Here is a 12,026-nt window from a genome sequence, read left to right on the forward strand (position 1 = left end):
CCTTCCTCATTGTCTTGCACGATCGGCTGTTGCCAGCGCGTAGAGCGGCGTGCCGTAACCGACCACCGCTCCGTCCTCGACCAGTGCGGCGCCCAGCACGCCATCGTCGGGCGCAAGCACGGCTTTCAGGTGTGACCCGACTTGCAGGACACCGACTGTCTCGCCTTTGCGAACCGTCTGGCCTGATGCGGCAACCGGGCGACCGGTCGTCGGATGATCGAGACGGAAGACGCCGACGCCTGGTGCGCGCACGCCGTTGAAGGCCGCTTCGGCCTTGGGGGTCGTGGCCACAGCCAAGGACGTTTCGGCGACGGACGATTGCAGGTTCAGACGCAGGCGCAGCGAGAAGCCGGTCTGCGCCAGCTCGATCTCACCGATGCCGGCGCGTGTGCACCAGCCGGCCAGCCTTTCGATTTCTTCAAGCGTCATCGCCGCCCCGTCCCTTGAGCAAGCCGCCTTCGATGAGACGTTCAAGATGATGAATATCGAAGCCTCCGGCGGCGAAGCCTGGCTCCTCCATCAGCAGGCCATGCAGCGGCGCGTTGGTGGCGATGCCGACAGCCTCCATCTCGGCCAGCGCGCCGCTCATGCGCCGGACCGCATCGGCTCGCGTCGCGCCATGCGCCAACAGCTTGGCCACCAGCGAATCGTAGTGCGGCGGCACCGTGTAGCCGGAGTAGAGGTGCGATTCGACGCGGATGCCCGGACCGCCCGGAGGCGTCCACCGCTCGACCCGGCCAGGATGCGGCCGAAAGCTGTAGGGATGCTCCGCGTTGATGCGGCATTCCAGAGCGTGGCCCTGAATGCGGATGTCTTCCTGCCTGAACGACAGATGCTCGCCCTGGGCGATGCGGATCTGTTCGCGCACGATATCGATGCCGGTGACGAGCTCGGTAACGGGATGCTCGACCTGCACCCGGGTGTTCATCTCGATGAAATAGAAGCGCCCGCCCTCGTAGAGGAATTCGAAGGTGCCGGCACCGGTATAGCCGATGGTCAGGCATGCACGCGCGCACAGCTCGCCGATCTCGGCGATCGCCTCGCGCGCGATGCCGGGCGCCGGCGCTTCCTCGATGATCTTCTGGTGGCGCCGCTGCATGGAGCAGTCCCGCTCACCAAGCCAGACCGCCGTCCCTTGCCGGTCGGCCAGCACCTGGATCTCGATATGGCGCGGGTGCTCGAGGAATTTCTCTAGATAGACCTGCGGATTGCCGAAAGCGCGGTCCGCTTCCTCGCGCGCCAGCGACACGGCTTCCATCAGCCCGCTCTCAGACCGCACGATGCGCATGCCGCGCCCGCCGCCGCCGCCGGCTGCCTTGACAATGACCGGATAGCCAACGGCCGAAGCGATGCCGCGCACCGCCTGCTCGTCTTGCGGCAGCGCGCCTTCCGAGCCTGGAACGCAGGGAACGCCGGCGGCAATCATCATCCGCTTGGCGGACACCTTGTCGCCCATCGCGCGGATCGCCGCCGACGACGGGCCGATGAAGGCAAGGCCGGCATTCTCGACGGCTTCGGCGAAGGCGGCGTTCTCCGAAAGGAAACCATAGCCCGGATGGATCGCGCCCGCGCCGGTAAGCTGCGCGGCGGCGATGATCTCGCCGATGTTGAGATAGCTTCCAGCAGCGGTCGCCGGGCCGATGCAAATCGCCCTGTCCGCCAACGCCACGTGGCGAAGGCTGGTATCGGCTTGCGAATGGGCCGCGACCACCTTCAATCCAAGGGCCCGGCAGGCGCGCAGGATGCGCAGCGCGATTTCACCACGGTTGGCGATAAGGACGGTATCGAACATCGCCTCAGCCCGCCTCTTCCAAGACGAACAGCACGTCGCCGGACTGCACACCGGCATGGTCCTCGAAAGCGATCTCGGCGATCTTTCCAGCGCGGTCGGATTCCACGACGTTGAACGTCTTCATGGCTTCCAGCACACCGATTTTCTGCCCCTCCTCGACAATGTCGCCGACGGAAACGAGCGGTGGCTCGCCTTCGGCGGCGGCGCGGTAGAAGACACCGGTCAGCGGGGCACGGATCGAATGCCGCGCTATCGTCGAGACCATTGGGGCGGAAGCAGCGGGAACGACCACGGCGGCAGTTGGCAAAGGCTGTGCCGACGAACCGGCCTGCGTCGCGGATGGCGTCGCTGACATCTGCCTTGCGAGGCGCACGCGCACGCCGTCGCACTCGACTTCCAGTTCATCGATGGGCGAACGCGCGACAAGCTCGATCAGCCCATGGACGAAGTCCAGATCCATCGCCGACATTACCGCAGCGCCTGGACAGCCTCGGCGATGCGCCCGATCGCTTTCTCGATCTGGTCCATCGACGTGGCTATGGAAATGCGGAAATGCGGCGACAGGCCGTAGGCCGAGCCCTGAACCACCGCGACCCGCGCCTGGTCGAGCAGATAGAGCGAGAGGTCGTCGTCGCCGCCGATGACAACGCCGTCGGGACGGCGTCGGCCGATAAGGGCCGAACAATCGGGGTAGAGATAGAAAGCCCCCTCCGGGGTCTGGCAGGTGAGGCCGGGGATTGCCCGCAGCAGTTCCAGCGCCCGATCGCGCCGGTCCTGGAATTCGAGCGCCCGCGGGCGAAGAAAATCCTGCGGACCCTCGAGCGCGGCTATGGTCGCGGCCTGCGAAATGGAGGACGGGTTCGACGTGCTCTGGCTCTGCACCGTCGCCATGGCGCGGATCAGCGGCTCCGGTCCGCCGGCGTAGCCGATCCGCCAGCCGGTCATGGCATAGGCCTTGGACACGCCGTTGACCGTCAGCGTGCGGTCCTTCAGCCGCGGCTCGACACCGGCGATGGTGTCGAAGGTGCGGCCGTCAAACAGGATATGCTCGTAGATGTCGTCGGTCAGCACATGGACCTGGCGGTGGTCGAGCAGCACTTCGGCCAATCCGGCGAGTTCGTCACGGCCATAGACGGCGCCCGTGGGATTGGAAGGCGTGTTGAGGAGCAGCCATTTCGTGCGTTCGGTGATTGCGCCGCGCAGAGCCTGCGGTGTCAGCTTGAACCCATCGGCCTGCGTGCAGGGAACGACCACCGGCCTGCCTTCGCCCAACAGCACGATGTCGGTGTAGGAGACCCAATAGGGTGCGGGAACGACAACCTCATCACCGGGAGCGAGCGTCGCCAGCATGGCGTTGTAGATGACCTGCTTCGCGCCACCGGCGACAGAGATTTGCGTCGGCTTGTAGTCAAGACCGTTTTCACGCCTGAACTTGTCCGCCACCGCCTTCTTCAGCGCGGCCGTACCGTCGACCGCCGTGTAACGCGTCTCGCCCCTGCGCATCGCCGCGTAGGCCGCCTCGACGATATGCGGCGGCGTCGGAAAGTCCGGCTCGCCGGCGCTGAGGCTGATGACGTCGATGCCGGCAGAGCGCATTTCGATGGCCCGGGCGGTGACCGCCATGCTCGGGCTTGGCTTGATGACGTCGAGACGGGGAGCAATGAGGCCCACGGAACGTTCCTCGGCATGGCCACCTCGATTGCCGAGGCAGATCCTGTTCTGTTTAAAATTGGATAATGTATTCCTTTTTTCACGTCAAACCCCTTTTTCTCTATCGGAGACCGGGCTATGACTGGGTGAAGGAGGCGAGATTGGCCACGAAAGTATCCAATCCATCGCCAGACCATATATCGGCCGGATAGGGAACGCGACTGGAATGGGCATGAAATATGATGTGGTGATCATCGGTGGAGGCGTTGTCGGAAGCTCGATCGCCTATTTCCTGTCCGCCAATCCGGATTTCAGCGGCAGCATCGCTGTGATCGAGCGCGATCCCTACTACACTGCCTCTTCGTCCTCGCTGTCGACCAGCGCCATACGCCAGCAGTTCGGCACGCCGCCGAACATCGCCATGTCGAAATTCAGCATGGAGTTCCTGCGCAATGTGGGGACGCGGCTTGCCATTGGCGACGAGCCGGCGGACATCGGGCTCCATCAGCCCGGCTATCTCGTGCTGGCAACGCCCGAGCGGGCAGACGCACAACGCGCAAAGAACCGGGTTCAGCGCAGCATGGGCGTCGACATCGAGCTGATCGAACAGTCCGATCTGGCGCGGCGCTTGCCCTGGCTCAACACGGAAGACCTCGCCCTTGGCTCATTCGGTGTCGGCAGCGAGGGCTGGTTCGACGGCCCTGGCTTGATGCAGGCATTTCGCCGAAAGGCGCGCGCTCAGAAGGTCGACTACATCGCCGCGACCGTGACCGGACTGGCCATGGCTTCATCGCACAGGGTTGGCGAGGTGGTGCTGGACAATGGCGAACGGCTGGTAGCCGGCACGGTGATCAACGCGGCCGGGCCATGGAGCGCGGGCATCGCCCGGATGGCCAGTGTCGAGGTGCCGGTCGTGCCGAGCAAACGCTGCGTTTTCGTCTTCGAGACCCCGGCAAGGATCGAGAACTGCCCCTTCGTCTTCGATACGAGCGGCTTCTGGCTGCGGCCGGAGGGCCAGCTTTTCCTGTGCGGGATTCCGCCGCTGCGCGAGAATGATCCGGACGATTTTGGCCTGGATGTGGACTACGAGCTGTTCGACGACCTGATCTGGCCCGCACTTGCCCATCGTGTGCCCGGGTTCGAGCAGCTCAGGATGCTGCGCGCCTGGGCAGGGCTCTATGAGTACAATACTTTCGACCACAGCGGCATTATCGGGCGTCATCCGGAGGTCTCGAACTTCGTACTGGCCACCGGCTTCAGCGGACACGGCATGATGCACGCGGCGGCAACAGGCTCAGGGGTCAGCGACCTGATCGCCTACGGAGAATACCGCTCCATCGACCTCTCGGCCTTCCGCTATGAGCGCATCGCCAGCGGCCAGCCCATCGAGGAACATGTCTACTGAGGCGAAACCGGCGGCGGGCCTTCGGAGTGACAACAACCTATGCGCAGTGCTATGCGTCCGTTTCTTCAATCAAAATTGCGCCGCATGCCAAATCACAAGGCGGTCGCCCCCAGGCTGATCAATGCTCGTACAGAAGAAAACCATCTCGGCCCAGGTCGCGGACGCCATCAGGCAGAAAATCCTGATCGGCGAATACGAGGCCAACTTCCAGTTGCGGCAGGAACATCTGGCCACCGAGTTCGGCGTCAGCCGGATACCGGTACGGGAAGCGCTGCATCAGCTTCACTCCGAAGGCTTTGTCACGCTCGTCTCCCACAAGGGCGCGGTCGTCACCTCGATCTCCCTGGACGAGATCCTCGAGCTCTACGAATTGCGGGCCCGGATTGAAACCTGGCTGCTTGCCCTTGCCATTCCGAGGATGACGGAGGCCGATCTCGCGCTTGCCCGTGAACGGGCAAAGCAGCACCAGGAACAAGGCCGGACCGGTGAATATTCCAACCAGTTGAACTGGAACTTCCACGCAGCGCTCTACGCGCCGTCCGGCCGCAAGGCGACGATCGAACTGGTCGGGCGCATCTACCAGCAGCTGGAACGATACACGCGCATGATGGTCACGCTCACCGAGATCCAGGCACAGTCTGACCGTGACCACTGGCAACTCATCGAGCTCTGCGAAGCCAAGGATACGCTGCGCGCCGTCAGCCTCCTGGAAATGCATATCATCACCAGCGGCAAGTTCCTGGTCGACCGGCTCCAGGAATTGCGGGGCAGCTGACGAAGCGACCCCGATCCCCGGCCGGCCACCCCGGTACGGATCATTTGCCGGGCAGATTGGTTGCCCGGGTCAAAAGGATGACACCAGCCTTGTCGGCCGTATCGTAGTAGGTGAAGCCGGTGCGGTTTTTCCTGCGCCCGCGCATCAGCACGGACAGCCCATCGATTTGCGCCTTGGTTTCGGCCGCGTCGGCATCACGAACCTCGAAGCCGATGTGGAAGACACCCTCGCCCTTGGTGTCCAGATGGATCCGCTGCGGTGAAGGATCACGGCTCGGCTGGCAAAGCTGCAGCTGAACATTCGGCAGGTTGCAAATACGGTATTGCATCACCTTGAATCCCTCGGGGCTGGGCACCTGGAGTTCCTCATATTCGGCCAGCGGCGGATAGGCTTCCCACGGTCCTATACCGATGGAATCGTAATAGGTCTGCGCCTTGTCGATATCATGCACGACGATGCAGATGTGATGCAGCTTGTCGAAATTGCCCATTTCCTCACTTCCCATTTTTCTCACTCTTGACCGGAACCGTATAGTTCAGCACGCGGCGTCCCCCGTCGGGATAGATCGTCTCGCCGGTGATGTAGGAGGCATCGTCGCTGGCCAGGAACGCCACGACAGAAGCGATCTCGGCCGCCGTCCCGAGGCGCCCCAGCGGTGTGCGCGAAAGGATCGCCTGCCGCATTTCTTCAGAATCGATGAAGGTCCCGTCCATCACCATCTCTGTTGCGATGGTGCCCGGGCCGACGCCGACGACACGGATGCCATGGGGGGCGAAGGCGACGGCCGCGGTGCTGGTGACCTGGTTCATACCGCCTTTGGAGATCGCATAGGTGGCGACGCGCGGATTGGCGAGGCCGGAATTGATGGAGGACATGTTCACGATAACGCCACCGTTGCCTTGCGCGATCATCTGGCGGGCCGCGGCCTGGGTGCCCATGAACGCGCCCTTCAGGTTGACGGCGAGAACCCTGTCGTAGTCCGCCTCTGTGATGTCGAGAAAGTCCTGGACCGGAGCGATGCCGGCATTGTTGACCATGATGTCGAGGCGACCGAACTTCGCCACCGCCGCCGCGACCAGCGCATCGACCTGATCCTTCCTGCTGACATCCGTGATCACTGCCAGGACGGTCTCGTCCGTGCCGATTTCAGCGGCGCATTTCTTCAGTTCCGCGGCATCGATGTCGCCGATCACGACATAAGCGCCTTCGGCCAGAAAGCGTTCCGCGCAAGCGCGCCCGATGCCGCGCGCCGCCCCGGTGACAACAGCCACCTTGCCCGCCTGTCTCATGTGCAATTCCTTCGTCATTGTGAGCAGGTCACCGTTCGTGGGATCGGCACACCAAGCTCGGCCACGGATAGGGATAATTCTCCCACCGAAGCCTATCCTAGAGCAGGGTGACGTTTGGTTTAATCGTCATCCTGCTCTATCTGTTTGTTGGAGCATGATCTTTTCCCAAAACCGGTTCCCACTTTTCGGGATCATGCTCTAGCGGATCACGAACGGGTTGGCGGTCTTGCCAACCGTGTCTATCCACACCGTCTTGGTCTGCAGATAGGCATTGATCGCCTCCTGCCCGCTCTCACGACCGATACCGCTTCTCTTGTAGCCGCCGAAGGGCGCCATATAGGAGACGGCGCGGTATGAATTGATCCAGACCATGCCGGCTTCCATCGCGGCCGCGCCGCGCAGCGCCCGCCCCATGTCGCCGGTCCAAATACCTGCCGCCAGCCCGTAGGGGCTGTCATTGGCGATGGCGAAGGCCTCTTCCTCGTCGTCGAACGGGATGACGGACAGGATCGGCCCGAACACCTCTTCGCGGGCGATCCGCATGGTGTTGTTGACGCCAGTGAAGATGGTGGGCTGGACGAACCAGCCGTCGGCCAGTTCGGCCGCATCCGGCTTGCCGCCGCCAAGCACGCACAGCGCACCCTCGCGCCGTGCGATGCCGAGATAGGAAAGCACCTTGTCGCGCTGGGCATGCGTGGTGATCGGCCCCACCTGCGTTTCGGCCAGCGACGGATTGCCTATCCGGGCACTTGCCGCGAGCGTGATGACATCTTCCACGAACCGATCGTGTATCTTGCGGTGGACCAGCAGGCGCGAGCCGGCAATGCAGGTCTGACCGCTGGCCGCGAAGATGCCGGATATCGCGCCGTTTACCGCGCTCTCGATATTGGCGTCGTCGAAGACGATGTTGGCCGATTTGCCGCCCAGTTCCAGCGTCACGGTCTTCAGTCCCTCGGCCGCCGCGCGATAGACGGCGAGACCGCCCGGCTCGCCACCGGTGAAGGCGATCTTGGCGATGTCGGGATGGGAGACGAGCGGCACGCCGACGTCCTGCGGCATGCCGGTGACGGTGTTGACGACGCCCGGAGGGAAACCCGCCTGCGCGAACAGTTTCACGAATTCCAGCGTCGAGGCCGAGGCGTGTTCCGACGGCTTGATGACGACCGTGTTGCCTGCCGCCAGCAGCGGTGCGAGCTTCCATGTCAGAAGCAGCAGGGGCGAATTCCAGGGCACGATGGCCGCGATGACGCCCAAGGGCTCATGCCTGGTGAAAGCGAACATATCAGCCTTGTCGATCGGCAGCACCGAGCCTTCGATCTTGTCGGCAAGCCCTCCGAAATAGCGGAACCATTCGGGGATATAGCGCAGCTGCGCCGTCATCTCGGTGAGCAGCTTGCCATTGTCGCGCGTCTCGATGGCGGCAATGCGCTCGGCGTTCTCCGCAATCAGATCCGCCAACCTCACCAGCAGCTTGCCGCGCGCGGTTGGCGTGAGGCCGCCCCATTCCTTCGACCGGAAAGCCGCCTTGGCAGCCGCCACGGCGGCGTCGACCTCGGCCTTGCCGCAGCGCGGGATCAGTGCCCAAGCCCTGCCGGTAAACGGATCGTGGCTCTCGAATGCATGGGCAATCGATTGCAGCCGACCGCCGACCGTGTTCTGGAAGCTAACCAGCGGCATATCGGCCCTCAACAGGTGGCGAGGCCCAGATGGGCGCGAAAGCGGTTCTTGACCTCGACCGCGTCGCGCGGCGGCAGCGAGCGGGGCAGATTTTCGGCTGCGATTTTCAGCACGAACAGGCGCGGGCCTTCGGCCGGGCGGCGAAGCTGGTCGCACAGCGCCTCGACCTCCTCCAGCGAACGCAACTCGCGGGTTTCGGCGAAGCCGCAGGCAGCCGCGACCTTGTCGAAAGCGATGCCCTTTCCGGTGTGGCTCGACTGCATGCCGGTCTCGCCGAAATGCTGGTTGTCGAGCACGATCAGATCGAGGTTTTTGGGCCGCGCCACCGAGATCGTCGCCAGCGACCCGAACGCCATGAGCTGTTCGCCGTCACCGGTAATGACCATGACCCGCTTCAGCGGCTGGGCCTGAGCAAGTCCGAGGCCGATCAGCGCCGCACCGCCCATGGCGCCCCAGAGGTAATAATTGTCGTCGCGATCACCGGCAGCGTGCACATCGTAGCTCGGCGAGCCTAGACCGGTCACCACCAATGCGCCGTCGCGGGCATCGAGGAGCTTCTTCACCGCGACCCTACGGTCCATCGTCGGCAAGTTCATGTCGCTCACCACTTCTTCTTGCCAAGCAGCCGCTGCCCGATCAGCACGGCGATCTGCTGGTCGGCGTCGAACGCCATCGAGGCCGCCTGCGCCACCGTCTCGACTAGATCTGGACCGGTCTCGGCGCGCAGTACCCTGAGGCCGATCGCCTTCAGCGAGGCTTCCGTCGCCTGCCCCATCGGCACCTGCCACGGGTTGAACTCGGCCCATTCGCCGCGCATCGTCACCAGGACGAGCAGGGGAAGGCGTGCCTGCACGGGAAGCGACAGCATGTTGATGCAGTTACCGACGCCGGAGGACTGCATGAGCACGACGCTGCGCTTGCCGCCGAGCCACGAGCCGGCGGCGATGGCGATGCCCTCTTCCTCGGTCGTCAGCACGTTGGTCACGACCTCCGGATCTTCACTGAAGCGGCGGATCAAGGTGGTGTGGCCGGCATCGGGCACATAGGACATCTGGCTGATGCCGGCAGCCTTGAGCACATCATAGACCTGATCCGGCCACTGCTTTTCAGGCACCGTGGAAGCGGCTGTATCCGCTTGTCTTGCTTTCAGGCTCGCTGTCACCTTGGACCCCCGAGGATTGGATTGGCGTCAGACTACCTCTGTTCTGCGATCCAATCTTCGTCTCTTTCTCGTGATCAGATATAATGATATTCGATAGCTCATGGAGCTATCGCAACTGCGCACCCTGATCCACGTCGCCGATCTGGGCAGCCTCAGCAAGGCAGCCGACCGGCTGCACATCGCACAGCCGGCTCTCAGCCGGCAGGTGCGCATGCTGGAGGAAGAACTGGGATTTGCCCTGTTCCTGCGCCACGGACGCGGCATGGTGCTGTCCGAGCAGGGCAAGGAAGTGCTGGCGCACGCCATGCGCGTGATGGCCGAGATCGACGAGATCCGCGCCACGGCCACGCCCGCCGACGCGCCGCTGACCGGCGAGGTCGCCATTGGCCTACCACCCACGGTGGCAGACATCATTTCGCTGCCGCTCGCCGCCGCCTTCGGCAAGGCCCACCCCAAGGCCAAGCTCAGGCTGGTGAGCGCCTATACGGGTTATCTGCTGGACTGGCTGCACCGCGGCGAGGTCGACGTCGCAGTGCTCTACGACCCGCGCATGGCAAGATCGCTGCGCTCCCGCCCGCTGCTGCTGGAAAACCTCTTCCTGATCGGTCCACCCGAGGCCGGCTTCTCCACGGTGCGCGCGGTGCCGTTCGCATCGCTCGCCGGCAAACGCCTGCTGATGCCCAGCATCAAGCATGGGCTGCGCACCATCGTCGAACGCTGCGCCGCAGAATCAGGCATCACGCTCGATGTCGGCATCGAAGCAGATTCGTATGCCGCGCTGAAGGACCTGGTACGCAACGGCCATGGCTGGACGATCCTGCCGCTCGCCCCCATCCACGCCGATGTCGCCGCCGGCCTGCTGACCGCCGCGCCGCTGATCGATCCCGTGCCCGTGCGCCGCCTCATCCTTGCCTACCCGGCCGACCGGCCCGCCTCGCGGCTGGCACGGTTTGCCGGCCAAGCCATAGAAGACATCGTCAAGGACCTGGTCGAAAGGACCGTATGGGTCGGCCAGCTTCTTGGCTCACCCTGAGCGTTTGAATTCCGGCATATCTGATAACGCCAGCCTTGCATTGCGGATGGGGAGTGCCGCAACGATAATACGGCCTGCGCGAGACAGAAGGCCGGGGCCCCTCATGGACCAGTACCAGGACATCCGCGACGCCGCCGCCAGGCTCCGCACACGGGTTCCCGGCTTCGCGGAGGGATACGATGTCGAGCGCAAGTTCCGCGAGACGCGTCGCTATCAGGTCGCGCCGATCTCGACCAACCTCATCCTGTCAAACCTTTCCGAGCATGTGCTCGGCCTGCCGCGTTCCTACCAGGAGCTATCGCCGTGAACATCCTCATCGTCTATGCCCATCCGGAACCGAAGTCCTTCAACGGCGCCATGAAGGATCTCGCGCTGGAAACCTTGACCCGCGCCGGCCACGAAGTCGTCGTCAGCGACCTCTACGCAATGGGCTTCAACCCTGTCGCCGGGCCCGGCGACATATCAGGTGAACGCAACGATCCGGAGTTCTTCAGCCTGCCGCGCGAACAAACTGCCGCCTACGAGGCCGGCGTGCTCTCGTCCGACATCGCGGCCGAGATCGAAAAAGTAAGGCGGGCCGACTTCGTGCTCTTCCAGTTCCCCATTTGGTGGTTCGGCATGCCCGCAATCCTCAAGGGCTGGGCCGACCGTGTGTTCGCACGCGGTTTCGCCTATCTGCCGGGCCGCAAATATGACACCGGCATGTTCAAGGGCAAGCTCGCCATGGTGGCCGCCACCACGGGCACATCGGCCGACACCTATGCGCCCGATGGCATTGACGGCGATATCCTCACCGTGCTGTGGCCCGTGCATAACGGCCTGCTGCGCTATTCGGGCTTCGACGTGCTGCCGCCCTTCGTCGCCTACATGCCGGGCCGCGTCGGCGACGATGACCGCCAGGCCTATCTCGAGGCCTACGGCAAGCGGCTGGCAGAGATCGACGACACGCCGCGGCTGTTCTTCCACCCCGCCGAGGATTACGGCAAGAACGAGCGGCTGAAGCCGGGCGTGCTCGCCCGCTCTGGAGTGCAGCGCAATAGCTGACGCCGGCGCGTGCCCGCTGGAGGACGAGCAGGTGGCGCCGCGCCGCTTCGCACGGTCCGCCTTCGCCGACGACTGAAGCGGCATTGCCGGATGACAAGCGCATCGCAGAACAAGGGCCAGAATTTCGGAGCCATTGCGCGGTAAGTTTTTGCTTGTGAACAGGCTGGCGGATTGTAGCCTGCGCACGAGCCGGTCCAAC

The 12,026-nt window shown here is 63.9% G+C and carries 14 protein-coding genes; 5 read left to right on the forward strand and 9 right to left on the reverse strand.

Annotated elements, in window-relative coordinates; translation table 11 throughout:
• Positions 1–6: 6 nt before the first annotated feature.
• The 4 genes from MesoLj_RS30355 to MesoLj_RS30370 are packed head-to-tail and all read right to left on the reverse strand — an operon-like array spanning position 7 to position 3,463.
• Positions 7–429: an acetyl-CoA carboxylase biotin carboxyl carrier protein gene (locus tag MesoLj_RS30355; RefSeq protein WP_202323622.1), complete on the reverse strand. Its 423-nt coding sequence runs from the start codon at positions 427–429 to the stop codon at positions 7–9.
• Positions 419–1,792 (reverse strand): acetyl-CoA carboxylase biotin carboxylase subunit, encoded by a 1,374-nt coding sequence (accC, locus tag MesoLj_RS30360; protein WP_202323623.1) that lies wholly within the window; start codon positions 1,790–1,792, stop codon positions 419–421. Before accC ends, MesoLj_RS30355 begins: the two co-directional genes overlap by 11 nt.
• Positions 1,793–1,796: 4 nt before the next feature.
• On the reverse strand, positions 1,797–2,261 hold the full coding sequence (locus MesoLj_RS30365) for an acetyl-CoA carboxylase biotin carboxyl carrier protein (protein WP_244735205.1): 465 nt from the start codon (positions 2,259–2,261) through the stop codon (positions 1,797–1,799).
• A complete protein-coding gene (locus tag MesoLj_RS30370) occupies positions 2,261–3,463 on the reverse strand; it encodes a pyridoxal phosphate-dependent aminotransferase (RefSeq protein WP_202323624.1) in 1,203 nt (400 codons plus the stop codon). The genes MesoLj_RS30365 and MesoLj_RS30370 overlap by 1 nt, the downstream gene beginning before the upstream one ends.
• Positions 3,464–3,674: 211 nt before the next feature.
• Between MesoLj_RS30370 and MesoLj_RS30375 the strand changes: the two genes are divergently transcribed.
• Both MesoLj_RS30375 and MesoLj_RS30380 read left to right on the forward strand, forming a co-directional pair.
• A complete protein-coding gene (locus tag MesoLj_RS30375; protein ID WP_244735206.1) occupies positions 3,675–4,847 on the forward strand; it encodes an NAD(P)/FAD-dependent oxidoreductase in 1,173 nt (390 codons plus the stop codon).
• 121 nt (positions 4,848–4,968) lie between these two features.
• A complete protein-coding gene (locus MesoLj_RS30380) occupies positions 4,969–5,622 on the forward strand; it encodes a GntR family transcriptional regulator (RefSeq protein ID WP_140769577.1) in 654 nt (217 codons plus the stop codon).
• Positions 5,623–5,662: 40 nt separating this feature from the next.
• Here MesoLj_RS30380 and MesoLj_RS30385 read toward each other — a convergent pair whose 3' ends face one another.
• The 5 genes from MesoLj_RS30385 to MesoLj_RS30405 form a co-directional block, all read right to left on the reverse strand.
• The gene (locus MesoLj_RS30385) at positions 5,663–6,127 is read right to left on the reverse strand and encodes a VOC family protein (protein WP_244735207.1); all 465 of its coding nucleotides are present in this window, start codon (positions 6,125–6,127) and stop codon (positions 5,663–5,665) included.
• On the reverse strand, positions 6,117–6,911 hold the full coding sequence (locus MesoLj_RS30390) for an SDR family NAD(P)-dependent oxidoreductase (RefSeq protein WP_140769579.1): 795 nt from the start codon (positions 6,909–6,911) through the stop codon (positions 6,117–6,119). Before MesoLj_RS30390 ends, MesoLj_RS30385 begins: the two co-directional genes overlap by 11 nt.
• A gap of 198 nt (positions 6,912–7,109) precedes the next feature.
• Positions 7,110–8,588: an aldehyde dehydrogenase gene (locus MesoLj_RS30395; protein ID WP_202323626.1), complete on the reverse strand. Its 1,479-nt coding sequence runs from the start codon at positions 8,586–8,588 to the stop codon at positions 7,110–7,112.
• Between the two features lie 8 nt (positions 8,589–8,596).
• Entirely contained in the window at positions 8,597–9,184 is a 588-nt protein-coding gene (locus MesoLj_RS30400) for a thiamine pyrophosphate-dependent enzyme (RefSeq protein WP_140769781.1), read from the reverse strand.
• A gap of 5 nt (positions 9,185–9,189) precedes the next feature.
• Positions 9,190–9,702 carry a thiamine pyrophosphate-binding protein gene (locus tag MesoLj_RS30405; protein WP_202327534.1) on the reverse strand — a complete coding sequence of 171 codons (513 nt, stop codon included), beginning with the start codon at positions 9,700–9,702 and terminating at the stop codon, positions 9,190–9,192.
• Between the two features lie 148 nt (positions 9,703–9,850).
• On the opposite strand from MesoLj_RS30405, the gene MesoLj_RS30410 reads away from it, so the two are divergent.
• From MesoLj_RS30410 to MesoLj_RS30420, 3 genes are all read left to right on the forward strand, one after another.
• A complete protein-coding gene (locus MesoLj_RS30410) occupies positions 9,851–10,783 on the forward strand; it encodes a LysR substrate-binding domain-containing protein (RefSeq protein WP_202323627.1) in 933 nt (310 codons plus the stop codon).
• Between the two features lie 103 nt (positions 10,784–10,886).
• Positions 10,887–11,090 (forward strand): hypothetical protein, encoded by a 204-nt coding sequence (locus MesoLj_RS30415; protein ID WP_244735594.1) that lies wholly within the window; start codon positions 10,887–10,889, stop codon positions 11,088–11,090.
• On the forward strand, positions 11,087–11,827 hold the full coding sequence (locus MesoLj_RS30420) for an NAD(P)H-dependent oxidoreductase (protein WP_202323628.1): 741 nt from the start codon (positions 11,087–11,089) through the stop codon (positions 11,825–11,827). The genes MesoLj_RS30415 and MesoLj_RS30420 overlap by 4 nt, the downstream gene beginning before the upstream one ends.
• The last annotated feature ends 199 nt before the right edge of the window (positions 11,828–12,026 follow it).

The sequence above is a fragment of the Mesorhizobium sp. 113-3-9 genome, assembly GCF_016756515.1.
Lineage (GTDB): Bacteria > Pseudomonadota > Alphaproteobacteria > Rhizobiales > Rhizobiaceae > Mesorhizobium.